The organism is Rhizobium sp. BK456 (assembly GCF_014194045.1).
In the GTDB taxonomy this organism is placed as follows: Bacteria; Pseudomonadota; Alphaproteobacteria; order Rhizobiales; family Rhizobiaceae; genus Rhizobium; species Rhizobium redzepovicii.
Window position 1 is genome coordinate 148,817 of sequence record NZ_JACIAO010000001.1, and the last position, 21,098, is coordinate 169,914.

Below are 21,098 nucleotides of genomic sequence, written 5' to 3' on the forward strand. Positions count from 1 at the left end.
CCCCCTAGAAGAAGGTGTCGGTCGGAGCGAACTCCTGCGGCAGCGCAAATCGTATCCGGATGAATACGACAATTTCGGCGCTCGACATCACCGTCCATCATCGACAAATGCTCGAGATTTCGGCAATGCTGAGTGAGCCGAGCGTTGGCTGCCATCGGCTGGCCACCGAGACTATTATCAACCTCGTTTCGTGGCGGCCGTCTCCCAGCTGGAGTCTGGAACTATTGACGATCGATACTGTTTCAGCTGTGACTTTGGCATACTGCTGACGTGCCCTCCTGGCTGGGTTAGCCTCGATTTTAGGAGACGCATCATGAAGATTTCGTCCGGATTTCGTTCAGTCGCGGCTGCGGTTATCGCAGCAGCAGGAATCAGCGCTGCTGGCGCCGCGTATGCCGACGACGGTAAGATCAGTTTCTCAGTCTACAAGGCGGCCTTCTTTGTGGGTGGTTCTGGAGGCGAGGGCATGCTGACCTTTCATGGTCGCCGCTATCCCATCTCTGTCGGCGGCATCTCGGGCGGCCTCGCCTTCGGAGCTTCTAAGACCTATTTCCGTGGTACCGTTCACCATATTCGCCGCGCCCAAGATGTGACGGGGGTATACGGTGCGGCGGGCGGTGGCGGCGCCGTCGGCAAAGGGGCCCAGGTGATCGTCATGACCAACGACAAGGGCGCCCAACTCGAACTCTCAGGCAAGCAGGTAGGCCTGCAGGTCAACGCCGATCTTAGCGGTATTGCCATCACGGTAAAGTAAGAGCCGTCGCTCCGTTCGTCGTCCCTGCAATCTGCCACCCCGACGATCAGAAGCGCGCCTTCGTTTGAGAAGCGACCAAGGCCGCCGTCGAACGCTGGCGTGCCGCCGGAATCGCTGGAGATCTGGCAAACCGGAGATCGCCTAAGGATTCCTGGGCGGTCGGTGGCAAGCTGAAATCTGCTGCTTGAGCCATGACCCACAGCATTGAAGGCTTGAGCTGCGGGAGCGGCCAGAGACCAACAAAGAAAATTGAGCTGGGGGGACTGAAAACGAACTTTCTCAATTCACGATTCGCCGTTTACCGCTTGCCCGCGGGCTCAAGTGGGGCCATTCTTAGATCGGATCCTGGCGGTGCGGTAAAACGAGAGGTCAGGTCTGCAACGTTCAATCTCGACCTCGAAACACTCGACGTGGCGCCTTTTCTCGACTGATCCCCGAGCGAGGAGGTTGTCCATGTCCACGCCCTATGTCGACCATCCGCTACAACCGGGCGACCGGGTCCCGAACGTTGAGTTCGATGCGATCTCGCGCGAGGGGAAGATCGCACTTGATGATTTTCGTGGCCGCAGCCCATTGTTGATCGGTTTGTTTCGAGGCCTGCATTGCCCGTTCTGCCGGCGCCATGTCGCGGCCATGGCATACCTCAACCCGATGCTGCGTGAGAAAGGCGTCCAATCCCTGGCCGTGGTAAACACCCCGGTCGAACGCGCGCGGCTCTATTTCCGTTACCACCCAATATCCGATCTTCTTGCTGCTTCCGACCCGGCACGGGCTTCGCACCAAGCCTTCGGCTTACGCGAGATCGGGATCGACGCGGCCATGGCGATACGGATCGATCTTCCGGACGAGTTGCCCGAGCCGATGAGCGTGATGGCAATGGACGAATTTCTCAACGAGAAGGAAGGATATCAAGTTACGGCAGCCGATGAGCAGATGATGACTGCCGACCACGGGCAGCTTGTCGGTCAGTTCCTGATAGACCGGGAGGGCATCGTGCGCTGGAGCTTCACTGAAGTTCTGGAGGCCGGGCTGCAGACATTCAAGGCACCGAATTCCCAGGAATTGATGTCGGCAGCTTCCCAAGTCGCACTTTAACATCAAAAAACGCGCTCGACGCCCACCGCGCGGTTGCGCAGTGGGTTGCTGGCCATTTACGACTGGGCGGTAGATCATCAAAACGACCTGTCCGAGGCGGTAACCGATGCCCAATTCTCCCGAATCCTCTGGTGAAAGCGTCAGCAGCTCGAGCTCGGATCGCGAGAAGACACTGAATTCGGCAGCGCAAGCGGACACCTTGGATTCGCCTGGAACTCAAGGCGAAGACCCGCAGCCGCCCCACGGATCCTTCGACCAAACCAGACGGGCCGCCAGAACGCTATTGGGTGCGATACGCCAGGATTTGCAGGCAAGTTCTGCTTTGGCAAGGATCAAGGCAGCCGCCTTGTTATTGAAGACGAAGCTAACAAGGTCGAGCCGGTCTGCAGTCACCTCAGCTCCCCACAGATGGCTGACGACTGCTTCGGTCAAAGCCTGGCGCGGTATTCGCGGTCGGCGTTCAAAGCCGCGTGAAAGTCGTGGGAGCGCATCGTTCATTGCGGGCTGGCGGAAACTCGCTCTCGGGTCGATCCTTCTTGTCTGCCTCCTCGTCGGGAGTGTGCTGGTCTGGGCCCTGAAAGACGTGCCCTGGAGCGAAATCCGGGATGGAACGTTAAAGCCGATCGTGGTGCTGGAAACTGCCGACGGCGCGCCGTTGGTCAGACAGGGACCTTATCAAGGGCCATATGCTCGATACGACCAATTTCCACCGCATCTGATCGATGCCGTCCTGTCCATCGAGGATCGCCGGTTCGTGGATCATTTCGGCATCGATCCCAGGGGCATCGCAAGGGCGTTTTGGCGAAATTTGGAGGCCGGCTCGGTGGTGGAGGGTGGCAGCACCATCACCCAGCAACTCATCAAGCTGCAATATCTCGACAGCGACCGAACGATCAAACGAAAGATTCAGGAGGTCGTGATCGCCTTCTGGCTGGAGTGGAAGCTCGGCAAAGCGGAAATCCTGACGCGTTATCTCAACGGCGTCTATCTCGGCGCGGGGGCGACGGGCATGCCTGCCGCCGCGCGCATCTATTTCAACAAGGATATCGGCGCCCTCAACCTGCCGGAGTCGGCGATGCTGGCGGGACTACTGCGGGCGCCGAGCCAATGGAATCCGATCGACAATTTCGAAGGCGCCCGGCAGCGCACCATGGTCGTCCTCGACGCGATGGCGGCCAATGGCAAGATCACCGCGCCGGAGGCGGCCGAGGCCAAGACGAGCTTTGCGAGCCTCCATCCAACGACACCAACGCCGCGTTCCGGAAGCTGGTTTGCCGACTGGATTTCGCCGCAAGCGAGCGAAATCGCCGGCGCCTCGCCGGGTTCGACCACGGTGCGCACCACGCTGGTGCCGACATTGCAGCAGATCGCCGAAAGGGTGGTGAAACGAGCCCTCGACGGTGAGGGAAAGACGGTCGGCGCATCGCAGGCGGCGTTGGTTGCGATGACGCCCGACGGCGCGGTCGTTGCGATGGTTGGCGGCCGTGACTACAAGGCGAGCCAGTTCAACCGCGCCGTCACCGCGATGCGCCAGCCGGGTTCCACCTTCAAGCTGTTCGTCTATTACGCAGCATTGAAGGCTGGTCTCACTCTGTCCGACCAGGTTCTGGACGCGCCGATAGACATAAACGGCTGGTCGCCGGAAAATTCCGGTGGCGACTATCGCGGTTGGGTCACGCTTGCCGAGGCGTTCGCGCGATCGCTGAATGCTGCATCGGTGACGCTTGCGCAGGAGGTGGGGCTGGACAATGTGATTGCCGCCGCGCGCGAACTCGGCATCGATGCGCCACTGGCCAACACGCCGTCATTGGCGCTCGGCACATCCGAAGTCAATCTGCTCAACCTCACCAGCGCCTATGCGTCGGTCCAGCTCGGCAGGGCCCCCGTCAAACCCTGGGGCATTATCGACTTTCAAGCGGCGGGGCAGCCCAAGACGTTTCGCGTTGGCTCACAATCAAAGCCGAATGTCGACCTTGCGCCCTACCAGTCCGATCTGCTCGGCCTGCTGCAGCTGGTGGTCGAGCGTGGTACGGGACGCGGAGCAGATCCGGGAACCTTTGCCGCCGGTAAGACCGGCACGAGCCAGAACAATCGCGATGCCTGGTTCGTCGGCTTCACGGAAGCCCTCGTCGTCGGCGTCTGGGTTGGCAACGATGACGACGCGCCGATGAAGGGAGTGACCGGCGGCGCCCTGCCAGCGCATATCTGGCGGGACTTCATGCGCGAGGCGACGAGCGAACCAACGTTGGACGGTGTGCGATCGACAGAAGCAGCCGTCGATGGCCAAGGCGCGCCGCAGTCCTGCAACATCACTGCCTGCTCGCGCAGCTACCGCTCCTTCCGGCCGTCCGATTGTACCTATCAGCCATATTCCGGCAGCCGACGGCTTTGCGAAAAGTGATGTGGATGGGCAGAGATCGAACCGGTCGCCCAGCCTGACGCCGCTGTTTTCGATCGGCCGCAACGCCTCGAAGGGCGAGGTCGGCCATCGGCATCTCTCCCGGCAATGGATATGGGGACGGGTGCAGCTCGCGCAATTACCGCGTCGAACCGCGCGGAATAATGGTAAAGCCCAGGTCGGCCTTGTCTTCATCCGGCGGCTGGTCGCGGACGGCGCGCAGCAGCATGTCGGCGACGCGGTAGCCGATATCGTAGCGCGGTATATGCACCGTCGTCAGCGACGGCTCGATGAAGGCCGAGAATTCCAGATCGTTGAAGCCGCAGATGCCGAGCTCTTCAGGCACGCGGATGCCGCGCGCCTTGCATTCGATGAGGACGCCGAGCGCCAGTTCGTCGCTCTGGGCAAAAACGGCATCGACATCGGGTACGCGCTGCAACAGGCGGGAGAACAGCTCCCTGCCGAGGCCGGTGCGGCTTGCCGCCTCCCCGCCGATGATGAGATCTGGGTCGAAACGCCCGGCGTCCCGCATCACGGCCTCATAGCCTTCGATACGGCGGCGCGAGCGGACATCGGCGCCCCGGCCGAAGAAGGCGATCCTCTTATAGCCCCTCGACAGAAGGAAGCGGGTGGGTTCGGCGCCTGCCGTATAATGATCGAGGCCGACGACCAGCTTCTGCGGTTCCTGGCTGAGATCGGTGATATGGGCGATGGGACAGGCAGCGCGCTCGATCAGCGGCAGAAGATCGCGATAGGATTCGGCGCCGGCGATGATGACGCCGGCCGGCTTCTGCGTCAGGAAGGATTTCAGCAGACCGGCCTCCCCCTCGCCATGGTTCAAAGTATTGGCATATTGCACGGTGAATTCGGTGTCGCGGAAGCGATCCTCGATGCCGACCATCAGGCCGGTGAAGCCGTATTGGTGCAAGGCGGGCGTGATGACGCCGACGATGCCGTTGTGGCGGCCGGCAAGCGCCCGGGCGGCAAGATTGGGGATATAACCCATCTCCTCGACCGTGCGCAGGATCACCTCGCGCAGATCTTCCGAGACGATCTGAGGATTGCGAAGCGCACGCGAGATGGTGATCGGGCTGACGCCCACCTTCTTCGCCACATCGCTCAACGTCACATGCGCGCCGCGCTTGCCGTTGCGCCCCCGCTCAACTGCCTTGTTCATCGCCCCTCTTATGCCACCGCGAGACTCAGCTGCCCCGATTCGCAGTCTTCACTTCTGAAGAATAAATAATTTAGAGTCTACTAACATTTTATATTCGCAACAGATTCCGGGAATAGAATCTCCGGAAACGGCGGCGCGATCGTCTGTCGGCAAGTTACGGGCGGATATGGCGGTCGGATCACCGCGCCCTGGAATAAGTCCGTTTATTTGCGAAGGAAATCGCTGCGAAGAGTGCGCTGCGAGACAACGTCCCGGCCGGAATTTCCGGCGCGCGGCACCCCGGCCAAAGACATTCGGCACAAAGATTAAATTCCGGTCATTTCTTACAAATCGGCAATATAAAGATGATCAATATTTAATTTGTAAATCCACCAACCGCGATCATATGAATCCCGAGCGCGAATTCTTGCATTCGCCCGGTCGCGACCTAAACGACTGCGCTGCGATGAGATGAATTGGCGCCAACGCCATCCGACGCCAGGTCCCAAGACATGAACCACGACGCCATGGAACCCCGACGCCACAATCCAACACTCTCGCAAGGGACCATCACCATGTCACACATCCTCCGCAAACATCGCGCCGCAGCCCTGGTCGGGGCTGCCATCATCGCCGGCGCGGCATGCCTGCCCCTCACCCTCAACGCGGCGAATGCCGTCGCCTCGCCTGCGGATGCCGGCGGCGTCCTCGCCGCCGGCGGCTCCTTCGCCTCCATCGTCGACACCGACAAGCCTGCCGTCGTCACCATCACCACGACTGTGAAGGCGACCGATGTCAGCGCCGATCAACAGTCGCCGATGGATGAGCAGTTCCGCCAGTTCTTCGAGGATCAGGGCATCCCACTGCCGCGGCAGGCGCCGAAAAACCGGCCCTCGCAGCAGGCAATGGCGCTCGGCTCCGGCTTCATCATCAGCCCGGACGGCGTTGTGGTCACCAACAACCATGTCATCGACAACGCCGTCGACATCAAGGTGACGCTTGATGACGGCACCGAACTGCCGGCCAAGCTGATCGGCACCGACCCGAAATCCGATGTCGCCGTCTTGAAGATAGAGGCGGGCAAGCCGCTGCAGACCATTGCCTGGGGCGATTCCGACCGGCTGAAGCTCGGCGACCAGATTCTCGCGATCGGCAACCCCTTCGGCATCGGCACCACGGTGACGGCTGGCATCGTCTCGGCGCGCGGCCGCGACCTGCACAGCGGCCCCTATGACGATTTCATCCAGATCGACGCGCCGATCAACCATGGCAATTCCGGCGGCCCACTCGTCGACCGCAGCGGCAATGTCGTCGGCATCAACACTGCCATCTATTCGCCGAACGGCGGCAGTGTCGGCGTCGGCTTCGCCATTCCATCCGACGAGGCCAAGGCGATCGTCGCCAAGCTGCAGAAGGACGGCACGATCGATCACGGTTATCTCGGCGTGCAGATCCAGCCCGTGACGAAAGACGTCGCGGATGCCGTCGGCCTCGACAAAACAGGCGGCGCACTGGTTGCCGCCGTCACCGCCGATACGCCGGCGGCCCATGCCGGTGTGAAGCCGGGCGATATCATCACCTCGGTTGGCAGCGAGAGCGTCAAGACGCCGAAGGACCTGTCGCGGCTGGTGGCCGATCTTTCGCCAGGCGCCAAAAAATCTCTCGGCATCTGGCGCGACGGCAAGACGATCGATCTTAACGTCACCGTCGGCGGCAATGAGGATGGCCAGAAACAGGCCGCCGCCGAAAGCTCGGACAACAAGGGTGAGAGCAGCGGCCAGCCGAGCCTCGGCATCGGCCTTGCCGACCTGACGCCGGACGTGCGCCAGCAGCTCAACCTGCCGCGCGCCGTCAGCGGTGCGGTGGTCGCCAGCGTCGATCCCGACAAGTCGGCCGCGGCCGCCGGCATTCAGTCGGGCGATGTCATCGTCTCGGTCAACGACAGGCCGGTCCACAACAGTCGCGACGTCAAGACTGCGATTGCCGAGGCCGGCAAGGCCGGCCGCAAATCGGTGCTACTGCTCGTCGAACGCGATGGCGGCAAGACTTTCGTCGCCGTGCCGTTCGGTGCGGCCTGACGGCTCGAAGTCAAAGGAAAGCCCGTGAGAACGGGCTTTCGACCAACCGCCCCCCTCGCGTTCGGCTCTCGCCAATCTATTGCGTCGAATTGCTGCTGCGTCGGGAGATCACCCTCTTGGGTGCGTATGCCGCCGCAGTGAGCGGCGGTGACTGACGATCATCGTTCAGGCAACCTGGTTCTTGGGAAGCGATAGCCGACCGGTCGCCGCGATGGGTTGGCACCCGTGGGTGCCGTATACCGGCCAATCCGATAGGCTTTGGGCGGAGCGCCGCCGTCATCCTGCCATCTTACAAAGGACGCGTCTTCGATTGCTTGGGTGAGCGGCCCTGAACTCAATTGGGTTGCAAGATACATTCTCAGAGCCGATCTCAGCGCCGCCTCATCGACGATTCCAATCTGGAAACAATGAATGAGGAAACTAGTCGCGCTGATCTCGCTGATATCAATCGCATAGGTTTCGCCGCCGCGGAAACCGGCCTTTCGAAGAATGCGCTCCAGCATTCGCAAATTGGTGACATCGAAAAACCGTTCAGATGTGGAAGACATGAAGTCCTCCTTTATTGGGGCTAGGGTTCACGCGCCCCAAGCGGCGGTGCCCTTATCGTGCCCGCCGATCGCTCAGCTTGCGCTCTTTGCCACATGGCCGCAACCTCATTCGCCGGCAGCCATTGATAATGTCGTCGCAAAACCCATTTTAGAGAGAGGAGGATACGCATCATGCAGTTCAACGGTGAAGCGACCCTCACAAGGCCGTCGGCATTGGCGGTTTCCGAACGACGTGCCCTTATAGATCATCTGAGTGAGGCCATCGGCCGCCTGGCTTACGGGCTGGCGGCTGATGGATTGCTCAATCTTGTGCCGTCTCTGCTTGAGATAAACAGCGTTCTCCGCGATATGACGGATGAAATTTCCCGTGCGGACCCTGTTTATTCCGACCAGATTATTGCCAGCACTGTGCGCTTGATCAAGACATCGGAGGCCTTGCTGGAGAACAGGGTCATCGTGCAGACTATCCATTAAGATCGGTTGGCCACTAAGATGGGCCATTAAGATCGGTTGGCGGTCGCTACATGCCGACAGGCTTCAAGCTCGTGCTTCTCTGAGTGCATCCAGATCATCGTCGGCTCCCGGGCCCGCACAACGGCCCGCGCCCATCTCTAAGGATCGACCGCCATGGCACTTATCTTTCCAAACCGAAGCCGGAGCTTCGACGAAGTGCGAAAAGGCGTGCGCTTCACCGGCTATGACGGCATGTTCGAGGTCCGGTTCCTGGTCGAGGAAGGCGCACTCGGTGGTGCTATCACACAGAGTTCGTCCGAGGCCGCATACCTCAATGCCTTCGACGCCGCGCGTTCTTCCATTCAGGAGGCAGCATCGAGAGCCTATCAGCATCGACGCGGAAACAACTTCACGCTCAAGGCCGAAGATTTTCGTTAGAATATTTCCGTTTTCTCAGAACCACGGAAATGCTCACCTTTTTTGTTCTGCACAATTCCGGACGCAGAACCGCGGCGACTGAAACGACGGTGGACCTGCGGCTGCCGGATGAGAGAGGGGCAAAGCATGGTTTCGACACGATACCGAACGAAAGACCTGAGGCTTGCACGTTGCCACATCGTGAAGGCGGCGCAACGCATTGCCCAGCAGGAAATGGTGATCGGGAGACTACGGCTTAAGGGCAGCCCCTCGGGATTGGCCTACGAGCTGTTGGGCAGGCTCTACGATGATCAACGGCGAAAGCTCGATCGCCTGAAGCTGATCGAAGCGATGGTCGAGGTAAAAGCACAGTCCTGTATGAGCGCGCCCCGTCCTCGCGGCACGCTCGCGCCGCCCTTGGCGATTGTGCGCAGCGGCGCGAGCTCCCTGCCTGACCGGCAATCGCGCACGCCTTGTAGCGCAGACGTTTGGCACCCATATCTGGTGTAGTGGCAGTTTGTGAACGGGCACCGCTTCGGGGTAGTTAGAGTTCACCGGCCCCAAAGGAGGGCATCATGTCAGCCATGATAAAAATCCATTCGTGGAAAAGTCTGGCTCAGCATGCCGGGAGGCTCCGCTACATCGACTTTCTGGTGAAATTGACGCCGGCGATCAGCGTGGCTTTTATCATCTATGTCGTCTTCAAGGATGTGCTCTGGTAAGCGCTGCAACACCGTGGCGGGCCAAGACGCGCCTCGCTGCGCTTGTCGGACGAGGTCACTAACCCTGATGACGGAACTGGACAACGCAAATGCAGTTGCGAGAAATGGATGAACAAGATTGCCTCGCCTTTCTGGCCGGCCACACCCGTGGCCACCTAGCATGCCAGGGCGACCAATATCCCTATATCGTTCCCATCCACTATGCGTATGAAAAAGACCGGATTTTTATATTTTCGATGCCGGGCCTGAAAGTTGATCTATTGCGGGCCAATGCACCAGCCTGTGTTCAGGTCGAAGAATTCGGCGAAAACCGAACGTGGAAGAGTGTGCTTGTTCAGGGCACCTCTGATGAGCTGACCGATACGCCGGCCCGCCGTGACGAGCGCATCCACGCCTGGTCTCTTCTGCAAAAGCAACCGTTTTGGTGGGAACCCGGAGCGCTTGCGTTAAACTCGGAAAGCGAAGACAGTCCTGCTCCCTCCATATTCTTCGGCATTTCGATTGATATGGTATCTGGGAGGCAAGTGGTTTAAGGTGCAGCCTTCAGACCTGCCGTGCCCCCTCGATTTCGCAGGGCGGCGTTGCTGCACGATATATGGAACTCCACACAGACACGGCTAAGCGCTGTCCGATACCAGCCTTCCCATAGGGGCGCGGATTGCTTGATGCTTTTTACCAACGCGTGCTGAGCCAGCATCGCGTTTAGTGGCACGCGACCATCACGAAGGAAAACCATGAACCACGCACCCGAAAACGAGACGCTTTTCAACATCACCGGACATTTCGTACAGGAACTGAAGGACGTTCTTCAAAGCGAGAGCATCATCGAAGGCTCCGACTACGAAAACAGCGCTTTCGACGAAAAACGACGGGCGGAAGGGCGTCACCTGCTCACCTTCTACAAAATCGGCACCGCAGCTCAGGCAACCCAGATCTGGGAAAAACACACGACAGCTCGGTCGCATCGATAACCGGAACGAAGCCAGTCCGGCCGACGTTGACGGAATGCTGGCTCTCAAATCCTGATGAGACCATGCAGCTGGCGTGTCCTGCCATGACGCGCCACTCAGCTCGACAATTCCATGAAAGGAAATAGCATGACCGATGACAAAACCAAAAACGCGGCGACGACCGACGGACCCTACGACGTGATCTACTTCGCAAAGAAACATCGTATTTCCAATGAGGATGCCAAAGATATCATCGAAAAATATGGCGCCAATCGCAAAGAGGCCGATAAGGCCGGCCGCCGCACCAGCGCCTGAAAAAGGGAACAAGGATAGGGGGTTGCCAGGTGGGCAACTCTCACGGCTCCCGGCACTGGCTTGCGATGACACGATTCAGTGGACGAATTAACCCTACTGGCTTACCTTAATATCAGCATACGCTTGAATACATCAGGCCCTATGCCATCGTATCTTCAGGGTAACATCTGTGGTTCCTGAAGCAGCTCGCCGGAACCGTGGCCCGCCTCTCCTGAAGAGGCCGGCTTCCATATAGGCCGGAGCTCGATCATATGGAGGGTAAGCCATGAACAACGTCTTGGAATTTCGTCCCAAATGCCCGCATGTCGAAACTCTCGCCGACTGCCGGGAAGCGCTTGAACCTCTCGTCATGAAGATCCTCGGCGAGGCCGTCAGCAGGGGCTATCCGCCGGCGGAAGCCGCGATGGTGATCGCCGATATCGCCGACGATTATATCCTCATGCTGTCGCGCCAACTTCGGTATTGATTGGATTTGTGCGCTGCTGGGCGGAAGAGCACTTCCGCCATGAGAGATGTGGCAGTGGACCGCGCAGCGACTGCAGGGGCAGCAGTTGGTACAGGAGACAAGACCTGCTACGCGGTCCGTCGGCCACAACGTCAATATTTGTCGGAAGTTCCGCCCATATCGGCGCCGCAAATGAGCCTTTGCTCTCGCAAGTCGGCCGGAGGAACAAGCGGAAATTGCTTCGCTTCGCTTCAATCGCTAGACTGGTATGTGTCGGCGCTGACGAAAAACGAACGCGCATCATCAGCCCAGCAAAAAACCCCGGCAGAGCGGGGCTTTCGGCGGGTTTCGCGGGATAATCACCATAAACGGCCCTGCATGAGCAACAGAATCGGCCGTAGAGACCGGAAAACGGGATCATCTCCCCTCCCCTTTCCGCGGTTCGCTCAATCTTTGAATCATCACCGTAACGCAGCGTGAAAGATCCTCTGCCTGAACCGCGACCGTTGCTAACGCCACCGCGGCTGTCTCGGCGGCGCATTGGCCTGGATTTCATGCAGCGGCGCCCGAACCCCGAGAAGTTTCTTCAGCTTCTTTTCCTCGGCCGGACCGATCCCGAACTTGCGGCAATGTTCTGCAACATCATGCTCCCGCGGACCGGCGATGCGAACTTGGCGATTGTTCATGTTTTTCATGACCGTTTCCTCCTGAGAGGGAAACCAGCACGATGCGAATTGGTTCGTTAGCAAAGTCTAAATTTTGGTATTACTTACTCCCTGTTCAGCAAAAATGTATCGATCGTCAAGCAGCGCAGTAACTTAGGCGAGCTCAACTGATCTTCAACCAATGCCTCAAGCCCGCCACCGCACCGTCGCTCGCATAGGCAATCATCCCGCCGACCGTCAGCCCGGCAAAGGCAATCAGCCCCGAAATGCCGTAACCGATCGATTTCATCCGTTTCCATTCTTCCAGCGCCGGCGCCACCGTCTCCTGGTTCTTCTCGACGGTCTCCTTGAGGCTCTTGATCTCCTCGCGGATCTGGGCGTCGACACCGCCGCTGAGCGCTGCCCTGGTATCGAGATGTGCGATCTGCCTTGCCTGTTCGTCGAGCCGGGTGTGGATCACGGCGCGGCTGTCATGAGCATTGGCCTTTTCGTCGCTGACCTCGTTGCGCAGCAGCGCGACGTTTTCCTCGATGCCGGTCAGCCTTCCCTCGACGCGCCCGAGAGCGCGGAGAATATCGTCATTGGATGTCATGGATAGAACTTCGCCTTTTGCGATTGAGGCAGACGGCTGACGAAACGCAGGACGCCATAGAGAGCCGGGTGAACGAAATCGGCGGCCGTATAGGCGTGACCGAGCAGGGCGGCGTTATCCTGCACGTTGGTCGCCAGCACTTCGGCGACGCGGTAGTTCGCCGTGCCGTCTCCCAAATCCGTTCGGTCTACCAGCGTCCGGCTGGTCCAGAGCCCAGGCTGATATTCGAACATGATGCGCGCGCCGAGCTTTGTCGTGTTTGGCAGGCGCATCGTGTCCCATGTCGTCACGCCATCTTGGTTGCCGGGATGGCCGATGACGTTGCCGAGCGGCGTTAATTCGGCCGCCGATCCCTTCGTCGGATCACTGTCCGACATGAAGGCCGGCACGATATCAATCGTCTTGGCGAACCGCGACGACGCGATGAGTGACGCGTTCATGCTGGCAAGCGTCCCCGTGACCGGGTTCCACAGCGCCGACGTCGCGCTGTAGCCGGCGACCGTGCGGCCGCTATCCGACGATCCCGCCATGGTCGGCAGAATGGTCATGCCCACCATATGCGCGCCGGGATACCGGGCGATGATCCGATCATCGAGCCCGAACTTGCGCGACTGCCAGAGCGAAAGCGTCGTGTTGTTGTCGTTGCGGCCGCCCTGGTCGAGGCAGAAAGTCCAAATGTCTTTGCCGCCGTTGAACGTCGTCTTGATGGCGTCGATCATTGCCCATCGCTTGGTAGCGTTGGTGGCAAGCTCGAATTCGTTATGCTCGCCAGGCACGCCCATGACGAGCGGGACAGTGCTCCCCCATACCTGATCGCGCTGGTCGAGCCATCGCCGTATCATGCCCATGTTGCCGCGCTCGTCGGCCGACGCGGCGATCTCCTGCCGCTCGATCAGGCTGTCACCGACGACGAGTGGAACCGGCCGTCCGTCCCATCCTTTCGCCAGGACAAGCGCGGGCCCGTAAGCCTGGATCTGCGAATTCGTCGCGTTGCCGATCGTGTTGTAAAGGCTGTCAGGATCGAGCGCCGCCGTGGACGCCCCGTTGGCGGCCGCCAGCGCCTGTACAGACGCCAAGTCGGCGGCACCCCAATACTTTTCGCCGCGATGGCGCTGGATGCGATAGGAGCCGCAGCGATGCGCACCCTCTGCGCCGTGATAGACCGTCCGGACGCCAAAGATCGACCATGCCGGCAGAGCAATTGGCAGTATGACCTGCCCGTAAACAATGCCGGTTGCGGCGGTGACCGTCGCCGGCACCAGACCGCCAAACAAGATCGGGTATTCCGTGCCGTTCGGCATCACGAAGAACGCCTCGTCGATCACGGTATCGGCGTTCGGAGACTGCGTTTCTTGCGGCGCATTGCCGCCTTCGGTCAGCGCGAAGCCGACGAACGGGATAAGGAAGTCGTTCGTCGGATAGTCGGGCGAGCCGAAGAACAGCTTGGTGCATTGGTAATTCAGCCCGGCCGGGAACGTCCATGGCGTGGCGGTCGCGCCGGTCGGCCAGCGCGTGCGCGTCGCCGCCGGCATGTAGCGATCAGGATCCGGCACCCAAGGCGGTGGCGCCAGAACAGCTCCACCCCTCGGATACGTCAGGGCAAGTGAGATGGCATTCATCATCGGCGGGTTCCATATCTGGTGGCGAGGTCGTCGTAGAAGCGAACGGTGCGCCCCTGGCGGGCATTGGCGCGGTCGAGCGCCTGCCGCTCGCGGGCGAGGATGGCGATGACGGGCTGACCTTCCACGACAGGCGCATGCGCTTCCTGCCTCAGGAGATCGTCCGGCAAAGGCGGCAGCGCCAAGCCTGCCGCGGCCTGCCCCTTCGTCACCGCCGCCCTGTTCAGCCGCTCAGTGGCGGAGCAGCCACTGACGATCAGCAGCAGTGACAGCGCAAGCGCGGTTCTTTTCCGAAAGCTGAAGCTCATAGGATTGGATCTCGGTTTCGAGTGTGTCTCTGGCCGCCTGCTCCGACGCGTCGGCGGCGGCCAAGCGCTTGCGGTGCTCTTCGATGGCTTGGGACGCCGCATTGCGCTGGCGCTCCATCTCGGCGGCTCTTGCGTCGGCTGCGCTCTTCTCGGCCAGCAGGATATAGCCGGCCCGCGCCTCGCGGGCCGCCGAGGGATAGCCGATCGAAACGGCATAAAGGTGATAAAGCACCAAGCCGGCGGCGATGCCGGCGCCCATCTTGAGCATGTCGAGGAGGGAGAACATCAGATGCCCTCGAGGCAGAAGGCGCGCTCTTTCTGCCGGCGCCGGGTGAGGCCCGGAAAGGTGATGCCGGCGGCGCGGTTCCACTTCAACAGCGCCTCGCAGCCCTCGGCCGTCCTGCCCTGGTTGATGAGCCTGATCGCGCTCGAGCCGCAGGCCGCCGTAACGCCGACATTATAGGCGAACGAGGTCAACGCCACGAAACGCGCATCCGGCAGCGGCACGCGCACGCAGCGTTCGACGCCGCCCGCATAGGACTTGAGTTCCAGCGCCAGCAGCGCCTTGCACTGCTCCACCGTCTTGTGATCGCCGGGTTTGACGCCATTGGTGCTGCCATAGCAGATCGTCCATGGCTGCCCCTTCGTGGCCGGATCGGGATAGGCATTCTGCCGCAATCCCTCGAACGAGCCGACAAGCGCCACAGCCATGGCCGCTGCGGCACTACCCTTCTGCAGGCGGTTTGCCATTCAATTCTCCTGAGATTTTCTGCTGAACGAAGATGCGGGCGACGATCGCCGCCACGGCGAAAAGCCCCGTTGCCGCCGACATGGCGAGCTGGATGTAGAGGTTGCGCGACACCCAGGTTGCAGCGACGAAATTGATGACGGGCTCAAGCACGATGAAGATGAGCGCCAGCGCCATGAGGCGGACGGACCGGGCGTGCTTGATCACCGCGCGCCAGTTATGGACGAGCATGGGGTGGGCTCCGGGTTGTGTGGGGGTCAGGGGTGCCCGGCTCCCGGACAGAGAGCCGCGTAGGGCTGACTTTCCGGCGCAGCAACACAATATAGGTACCGTGAGGTACACTAATAGTTGTCTCTTGCTAAAGTTTTCGCTTAACGGTTACGTTAGCGGTATGCGATCATTTCCACTTTCAAATAGAATCGAAGGCCTGGATACTGTCAGAGCAGTTGCCGCTCTGTCTGTTGTGTTTGCGCATTTGCTTGGGCCGTCGATGCCTGGCATTTCGCGATACATCTTTACCGGCCACCCCGCCGTCATAGTCTTCTTTGTCATCTCGGGGTTCTGTATTCACTTTCCGTTCCGAGCGGCGGAAATGTCGGCGGTGGCCTTTCTAAAGAGGCGTTACCTCAGGATCATGATACCGACCGCTGTCGCGCTGGCTCTGGCGCAGTGGGTCGGCCTCCGGGCTTACAACCCGGTCGACGGCTACATCTTGTGGTCCGTGGTTTGCGAGGTCATTTACTATTCGCTCTACCCGCTATTCCTGCCAATTTCACGAAAATTCGGGTGGCCGGTAATGATCGTCGTTTCCGTCATCGTCTCCTACATCACCGTCATCGGTTTAGGGTCTAATGAATCTGGCAACGCGCAGATCTACGGCCCGTCACTGAATTGGGTGGTCTCTCTGCCAGCCTGGTTCATGGGTTGTTACATCGCCCAGATCCATCGGAGGGGACTGTATTTGGGGAACATCTGGATATGGAGAGCGGCGACCGCGATCACGGCCTCTATTCTCTATTGGGCGACGATCAACACGCCGGTCGGGTTCTATCTGACAATGATGCCTTTCGGTGTTCTTGCCTGCGGATGGATACTTTCCGAGGCTGCGAACGCTGAGCGTGGTAACGCGTCTCCGATCATGGAGAAGGTTGGCGAAGCTTGCTTCTCGATTTATTTGGTCCATGTCATCGCAGCGGCAGCGATAGAGCGGCTTGGCATCACTAGCCCGATCATTGTCTGCGCCGGTTCGCTCCTGCTCGTCATCCCGTTCTTCTTTTGCGTGGAAAAACCTGCCCATGAACTTTCCCGCCGCCTGGGAAGACGGATGGTTGCCGGGTAGTCCCATTCTTCATGAGATAAGGTCCGCCACTGCAGAAAAATTTATCAATATGCTGCATGGTGAGGCAGCGAATGACAGACGTTATTGGCAACCTGAGAAGGAATAGTCGCTGAACTCGTAGGCGCGGAATATCACGCAACTGCAGCGTGACGAGGTCGCCTGCGAAACGCTTGAGGCAAAACGCCGCCTCGATAATGCTGCCCACAAGCAAGCGCTGACTAAGCGCGGTATTTGACGACTTTCGCCGGGGACCCCACGGCGATTGCATAGTCGGGAACATCGGCCGTGACGACAGAATTTGCTCCGATCACGGCGCCGGTCCCTATCGTGACGTTCATCAATATTTTGGCACCCGCCCCAATCCAGACATCATCACCAATTTCGACAAAACCGATTTCGGCCTTCTGAAGCCTGATTGGTACGTCTCGTCTCATACCGTGGCCGTGATCGATGATCTGGACATCCGAGCCGATCAGCACATCGTTGCCTATAGATATGCGGTTCTTGGCAGTGATGATGTTCCGGCGGCCGATGACCGTATTGTTTCCAATAAACACCTTCGGCTCAGGCATCGTGAGTTGGAAGAAGGAATAGTCTTGAATCGTGACGTTGCTGCCGACCTCAAGAACTGCTTGCTTCACCATGCGGAACTCGGCGCTGCGCTTGACAACCAGGTTCGAGCCGGCGCGGCTGAAGTAGCGAAATCGCTTGTAGGCGGTAACGAGACGCTGAAGAATTCCTCCGCGATTTCGGTACGATGCTTTATCGGTTGCCATGATTTCCTCCGAGTCCGGAGGTCATTAGCTCACGACGTCTTCTATTGCCAGAGATCGCGTGCGTAATCCTCGCCAAAAGCTCGCGAGCATGCGCCTTTGCACTATCGCTCGATGGAAAAACAACCGGCGCTATGCACTCCTCCCGCACGGGAAATGAAACCCATCGGTCCACACCCAGATATTACCGGCAGCGCCAGCGACCTGCCTGACCTGCTTGCTCGTGTTCGTCCAAACATCCTGGCTGCCTATGGCATAGTTGTTTGCAACCTGAACGGCGCCTAGGTTGCCGCCATCACCAGAGATGCCAGCAGTAAGAATACCCTGCGCCGGATCGTGAATCAGTGCAGCATTGGTCGTCGCGCTCGATGTGAGTTCAAACCGGAGCTTCGCCTTCACCTTCACCCCGTTTGGCACTGTAAGCGCAAGGAGTGCGGAAGTCGTAGAGATAGCCCCATTGAGAGCGTCTTTTGCAGGCGTAACGAAAGTATATTCGTCACGCGGGTACATCACGAATTGCCGGACGAGCGAGTTGGCATCGGTCAGCACCACGCCGATGCATTTGACGATGCTATAGCCGGTGAGCAGCGTTGTGGCGATGCCGCCGATCGTCGCCGAGGTCGAGAGAACAATGTCGAAAGACAGGTCTGCGTCCTTGCGCAAGGCATATGCAAAGTAGGTCGCGTTCGCCGCAACGGCGCCAGTGTCAAGGCCGCCGGCACCGGTGCCAGCCGCAAATGTTCCCGTCACTCGCTTCGTCAATGACGTTGCGCTGGAAACGAAGCTCGATCCCGTCCTGGCAGATCCTGCGGCAAAATCGATATGCGTATTCGGGCTGGCGCCGTTGTTAGAAAGGGTGAGCCCGACAATGAAATCGCCGACCGCCGAACTGTCGGCTTTGCTCTGGATCCTGGCGAAGAGCTTGTTGGTGAAGAAAGCGGCGCCGGAACAGATGATTTCGACGCTGTAACCGTCCTTGAGAATAAGCGTGGCTGCGCCGTCGATCGTCTCCGAACCATTCGGGTCGATCGTCACATCCCCGCCATCGGCGATGACGCAATAGTGCCAGTTTGCACCGAGCGTTGCCGCCGCGGTCAAAGTGAGCGTGGCTGCCGCGGTAAAGCGATGGACGGCGTTATCGTCGGATGCGAGCGCGGTGTAATCGCCTGACTTCACCGCATAGACCAGATCCTGATCGAATGCGACCTCAACGCCGTTCTGGGCAAAGCCGAGCAGGCCGCCGCCTTTCAGATAGAGGCCGGTCTGCGGGGTCGAGGCGAAGCCGACGCCCGGCGCGGACACGGTTCCGCCTGCGGCCTTGAGCGGTGCGATCATCGGCGCCGAACCGTCGCGCGGCAGCGAATTGGTGATTTCGTTGCCGAGGTCGGTTGTCAGCGCGTTCCACGGCGCCGGGTCGATGACCTGGCCGACGGAAGGTGTCGTGCCGGCGGGTTTGGAATAGACGCCGGTTGATGGATTTCTGGGCATTTACCTTGCTCCGAAATGAAAAGGCCCCGCGATTGCGAGGCCTGAGATCGAGTATTGTCGGCCGCGGAAACTGATTGATCGCGATCCAAGCGAACGTTCGCATGTTGCCGCCCTTAACCGGCCTACCAGAGGCCACTTTGCTGCCGGGCAAGGAGCGCACGCACGAGGGCGGCCGCCGCCGGTTCGCGCCTTTGATTCATCGTCTGCCGCGGATTGCGAGAGTCCGGCTTCGATGTTGGAATGGGCGGGTTGTCAGGCAGGGCGTAAGGATCGGCGGCGCCGTCAGTCTGGTACTGCGGCAGAAAGCTCTTTGCTCTGGCGAACCGATTTGCGGCCTCCTGGTTCTCCGGAACATTGTAATCTCGAAAAGCCCAAGCCCTGTTCATCAGGCGTTGCGCCTCCTCGAGCGATTGAGCCGCGTTCAGCCTGGCGATCAGGCGAGGGTCCTCCTGCAGGAAGAACTCGGCCTGTGTCTGCGGGCTGATCGAACCCGGCTTTTCGCCCTTGGCGGCGGCGAAGTCGTAAAGTGCCTGCAGTCGGGTGTTGCGCCACGACATGATGGCGCCTGATCTGCCGGGCTTTCCGCTCTTGCTTGGGTCGGACCAGGAACTATTGGCTCTCTTGGCCGAGAACTGGCTTTCGGACTGGCCCGTCGAGGCGATAGCCGCAAGACCATAAGGGTTGGTCACCTTGATGATCGATCCATCCCGCTGCTTATAGCCGTTCTTGATCGTGCCCATGAAGCCGTCGAAGACATCGGCGTCGACGGGTTGCTGGCTGGGAGTACCCCTTGTCGCCTGCCGATCGTGGCGGCCGGGTTTCGGTGTGGGAACGGGCACTTTGCCCGTTGGAACGAAGGGATCGTCGCCAGGCCGCTGGGGCGCGGTCGCGGGCTGCTGGCGGCGCTCGTCCGTCGTCATCTGCGGATCGGGATATTCCGGTCGCGGCGTCGGAATGGGCACCTTGGTCCTCGTAGGGACGGCATGCGCGGTCCCAGCGGTCTGTGCCGCGATCGCCGCTTCAATCATGCTGTCGGGATAAAGCGCGCCCGACGTCCCCTGCTCCTGCGTGATGAGGGCGCGAACGAACTTCTTTGCCATGGCCTGGTCGTCCAGGCGCAGATCATCGTCAGGGCCAATGCCCATCATTTGCGCGACGTTGGCAGCCGCCGTAAAAGACTTAGGCGTCCAGCCCATATCGCTGGCAATCATTTGGTTCGGCGTCAGCATGCCTTTTCGATACTTCCTCATGATCTGCCAGAAATTGTGCCGCATGCCCGCTTCCGGCGAGGCATAGACGACTTGCGGATCGCCCTGGTCGGTGTTCTCGGAGGGGCCGATGATTCCTGGGCCATGCTGCCCGGCGTATTTGAGATTGGCGGGATTGTTGTTGCGCATGCCGGGCGGTAGTTCGGCGCGACGAACGGGATCGGACAGAATCGTTCGAAGCTCTGCCCCGTCGTTTGCGGATCCGGCGGCGTCACCGACAGCAGCCGGTGCCGCGGGCTGTTGGCGGCGTTCGTCCGTCGTCACCTGCGGGTCGCGATATCCGGGTCTCGGCGAGGGAATGGGTCCGTTGTCAGGCAACGGAGCGAAGGCATCGTCGCCTGGTTCATCGGCCGCCATCGGCTGCTCGCGGCGATAGTCGGTCGTAACCATCGGGTCGCGATAAGGCCGCTGCGTCGGAATGGGAGGATTGGCAGGCGGTGCGAAGGGATCGTCACCAGGCTGGTCGGCCGCCCGGCGATAGTCCGTCGTGACCATCGGGTCGCGATAGGGCTTCGGCGTCGGAATAGGCCCGTTGTTGGGCAGCGGCGCGAAGAGACCGGCGCCGGGCTGGGCGGCCGGGGCCATGGGCTGTTCGCCGCGATCGTCCGTCGTCATCAGCGGGTCGAGACTGGGTCTTTCCGGCGGAACGGGCCCGTTGTCGGGCAGCGGCGCGAAGGGATAGTCGCCCGGATCGCCGGCCGGCGCCGCGCTGCCCTCGCCGCTTGCCTGCTGCTCCTGCTGTCGGATCGCCAGCCCGCCCAGGAGGGCCTGGACAAGACGCGCGGCCCCTTGCCAGGGGGATTGTACGGGGCCTGAATCCATGCCCTGCTGCAGCATGGCATCAGCCAGCTGCTTGCGCCGGTTGCTGATGTCGCCCTGTGTCTTGCCGGTATCGCCGCCGAAAATGAATGACGCTAGTGACATTGGTCCACTGCCCTTTCGTAGAAGACGCGGTCGAAACCGTCTG

General features: G+C 60.2%; 25 protein-coding genes. 13 read left to right on the top strand and 12 right to left on the bottom strand.

Features of this window, described 5'->3' with window-relative positions:
- Positions 1 to 313 precede the first annotated feature (313 nt).
- The 3 genes from FHX03_RS00800 to FHX03_RS00810 all read left to right on the top strand — a co-directional run bounded on the left by FHX03_RS00800 (position 314) and on the right by FHX03_RS00810 (position 4,250).
- Positions 314 to 754: a hypothetical protein gene (locus FHX03_RS00800; protein WP_097627491.1), complete on the top strand. Its 441-nt coding sequence runs from the start codon at positions 314 to 316 to the stop codon at positions 752 to 754.
- Positions 755 to 1,207: 453 nt separating this feature from the next.
- A complete protein-coding gene (locus FHX03_RS00805; RefSeq protein WP_097627489.1) occupies positions 1,208 to 1,849 on the top strand; it encodes a peroxiredoxin-like family protein in 642 nt (213 codons plus the stop codon).
- Positions 1,850 to 1,955: 106 nt separating this feature from the next.
- Entirely contained in the window at positions 1,956 to 4,250 is a 2,295-nt protein-coding gene (locus FHX03_RS00810; RefSeq protein ID WP_183852015.1) for a PBP1A family penicillin-binding protein, read from the top strand.
- A 136-nt stretch (positions 4,251 to 4,386) separates the two neighbouring features.
- On the opposite strand, the gene FHX03_RS00815 is transcribed toward FHX03_RS00810, so the two are convergent.
- The gene (locus FHX03_RS00815; protein ID WP_183777448.1) at positions 4,387 to 5,424 is read right to left on the bottom strand and encodes a LacI family DNA-binding transcriptional regulator; all 1,038 of its coding nucleotides are present in this window, start codon (positions 5,422 to 5,424) and stop codon (positions 4,387 to 4,389) included.
- Positions 5,425 to 5,978: 554 nt separating this feature from the next.
- Between FHX03_RS00815 and FHX03_RS00820 the strand changes: the two genes are divergently transcribed.
- Positions 5,979 to 7,481 (top strand): DegQ family serine endoprotease, encoded by a 1,503-nt coding sequence (locus FHX03_RS00820; RefSeq protein WP_183852017.1) that lies wholly within the window; start codon positions 5,979 to 5,981, stop codon positions 7,479 to 7,481.
- A 158-nt stretch (positions 7,482 to 7,639) separates the two neighbouring features.
- Here FHX03_RS00820 and FHX03_RS00825 read toward each other — a convergent pair whose 3' ends face one another.
- Positions 7,640 to 8,029 carry a hypothetical protein gene (locus tag FHX03_RS00825; RefSeq protein WP_097627481.1) on the bottom strand — a complete coding sequence of 130 codons (390 nt, stop codon included), beginning with the start codon at positions 8,027 to 8,029 and terminating at the stop codon, positions 7,640 to 7,642.
- 171 nt (positions 8,030 to 8,200) lie between these two features.
- Here FHX03_RS00825 and FHX03_RS00830 point away from each other — a divergent pair, with 171 nt between their 5' ends.
- The 8 genes from FHX03_RS00830 to FHX03_RS00865 all read left to right on the top strand — a co-directional run bounded on the left by FHX03_RS00830 (position 8,201) and on the right by FHX03_RS00865 (position 11,352).
- Positions 8,201 to 8,503, top strand: a complete 303-nt coding sequence (locus FHX03_RS00830; RefSeq protein ID WP_183777446.1) for a hypothetical protein — start codon at positions 8,201 to 8,203, stop codon at positions 8,501 to 8,503.
- Positions 8,504 to 8,656: 153 nt separating this feature from the next.
- Entirely contained in the window at positions 8,657 to 8,920 is a 264-nt protein-coding gene (locus tag FHX03_RS00835; protein ID WP_097627477.1) for a DUF1488 domain-containing protein, read from the top strand.
- Positions 8,921 to 9,046: 126 nt separating this feature from the next.
- On the top strand, positions 9,047 to 9,409 hold the full coding sequence (locus FHX03_RS00840) for a hypothetical protein (RefSeq protein ID WP_183852019.1): 363 nt from the start codon (positions 9,047 to 9,049) through the stop codon (positions 9,407 to 9,409).
- A gap of 65 nt (positions 9,410 to 9,474) precedes the next feature.
- Positions 9,475 to 9,621, top strand: a complete 147-nt coding sequence (locus FHX03_RS00845; RefSeq protein ID WP_165503970.1) for a hypothetical protein — start codon at positions 9,475 to 9,477, stop codon at positions 9,619 to 9,621.
- Positions 9,622 to 9,710: 89 nt separating this feature from the next.
- Positions 9,711 to 10,154 carry a pyridoxamine 5'-phosphate oxidase family protein gene (locus FHX03_RS00850; protein ID WP_183852021.1) on the top strand — a complete coding sequence of 148 codons (444 nt, stop codon included), beginning with the start codon at positions 9,711 to 9,713 and terminating at the stop codon, positions 10,152 to 10,154.
- Between the two features lie 201 nt (positions 10,155 to 10,355).
- Complete coding sequence (locus tag FHX03_RS00855) at positions 10,356 to 10,592, top strand: hypothetical protein (RefSeq protein WP_183852023.1); 237 nt, start codon at positions 10,356 to 10,358, stop codon at positions 10,590 to 10,592.
- 126 nt (positions 10,593 to 10,718) lie between these two features.
- Positions 10,719 to 10,886 carry a DUF3606 domain-containing protein gene (locus tag FHX03_RS00860; RefSeq protein WP_097627471.1) on the top strand — a complete coding sequence of 56 codons (168 nt, stop codon included), beginning with the start codon at positions 10,719 to 10,721 and terminating at the stop codon, positions 10,884 to 10,886.
- 265 nt (positions 10,887 to 11,151) lie between these two features.
- Positions 11,152 to 11,352 (top strand): hypothetical protein, encoded by a 201-nt coding sequence (locus FHX03_RS00865; RefSeq protein ID WP_097627469.1) that lies wholly within the window; start codon positions 11,152 to 11,154, stop codon positions 11,350 to 11,352.
- Between the two features lie 488 nt (positions 11,353 to 11,840).
- Here FHX03_RS00865 and FHX03_RS00870 read toward each other — a convergent pair whose 3' ends face one another.
- The 7 genes from FHX03_RS00870 to FHX03_RS00900 form a co-directional block, all read right to left on the bottom strand.
- Entirely contained in the window at positions 11,841 to 12,026 is a 186-nt protein-coding gene (locus tag FHX03_RS00870) for a hypothetical protein (protein ID WP_183852025.1), read from the bottom strand.
- 133 nt (positions 12,027 to 12,159) lie between these two features.
- On the bottom strand, positions 12,160 to 12,588 hold the full coding sequence (locus FHX03_RS00875) for a DUF1515 domain-containing protein (RefSeq protein ID WP_183852027.1): 429 nt from the start codon (positions 12,586 to 12,588) through the stop codon (positions 12,160 to 12,162).
- Entirely contained in the window at positions 12,585 to 14,210 is a 1,626-nt protein-coding gene (locus tag FHX03_RS00880) for a hypothetical protein (protein WP_183852029.1), read from the bottom strand. The genes FHX03_RS00875 and FHX03_RS00880 overlap by 4 nt, the downstream gene beginning before the upstream one ends.
- Positions 14,207 to 14,419, bottom strand: a complete 213-nt coding sequence (locus tag FHX03_RS00885) for a hypothetical protein (RefSeq protein WP_183852031.1) — start codon at positions 14,417 to 14,419, stop codon at positions 14,207 to 14,209. Before FHX03_RS00885 ends, FHX03_RS00880 begins: the two co-directional genes overlap by 4 nt.
- A 19-nt stretch (positions 14,420 to 14,438) precedes the next feature.
- Positions 14,439 to 14,801, bottom strand: coding sequence for a hypothetical protein (locus FHX03_RS00890; RefSeq protein WP_183852033.1), 363 nt, complete (start codon positions 14,799 to 14,801; stop codon positions 14,439 to 14,441).
- Positions 14,801 to 15,265 (bottom strand): lysozyme, encoded by a 465-nt coding sequence (locus FHX03_RS00895; protein ID WP_183777436.1) that lies wholly within the window; start codon positions 15,263 to 15,265, stop codon positions 14,801 to 14,803. Before FHX03_RS00895 ends, FHX03_RS00890 begins: the two co-directional genes overlap by 1 nt.
- Positions 15,240 to 15,494, bottom strand: a complete 255-nt coding sequence (locus FHX03_RS00900) for a hypothetical protein (protein WP_183852036.1) — start codon at positions 15,492 to 15,494, stop codon at positions 15,240 to 15,242. Before FHX03_RS00900 ends, FHX03_RS00895 begins: the two co-directional genes overlap by 26 nt.
- Positions 15,495 to 15,654: 160 nt before the next feature.
- On the opposite strand from FHX03_RS00900, the gene FHX03_RS00905 reads away from it, so the two are divergent.
- A complete protein-coding gene (locus FHX03_RS00905; protein ID WP_183852038.1) occupies positions 15,655 to 16,602 on the top strand; it encodes an acyltransferase family protein in 948 nt (315 codons plus the stop codon).
- A gap of 218 nt (positions 16,603 to 16,820) precedes the next feature.
- Here the strand turns inward: FHX03_RS00905 and FHX03_RS00910 are convergent, their stop codons facing one another.
- From FHX03_RS00910 to FHX03_RS34280, 3 genes are all read right to left on the bottom strand, one after another.
- Positions 16,821 to 17,378 carry an acyltransferase gene (locus tag FHX03_RS00910; protein ID WP_183696015.1) on the bottom strand — a complete coding sequence of 186 codons (558 nt, stop codon included), beginning with the start codon at positions 17,376 to 17,378 and terminating at the stop codon, positions 16,821 to 16,823.
- Positions 17,379 to 17,507: 129 nt separating this feature from the next.
- The gene (locus tag FHX03_RS00915) at positions 17,508 to 18,863 is read right to left on the bottom strand and encodes a hypothetical protein (protein WP_183852040.1); all 1,356 of its coding nucleotides are present in this window, start codon (positions 18,861 to 18,863) and stop codon (positions 17,508 to 17,510) included.
- Between the two features lie 122 nt (positions 18,864 to 18,985).
- A complete protein-coding gene (locus tag FHX03_RS34280) occupies positions 18,986 to 21,055 on the bottom strand; it encodes a hypothetical protein (protein ID WP_246699178.1) in 2,070 nt (689 codons plus the stop codon).
- Positions 21,056 to 21,098 lie beyond the last annotated feature (43 nt).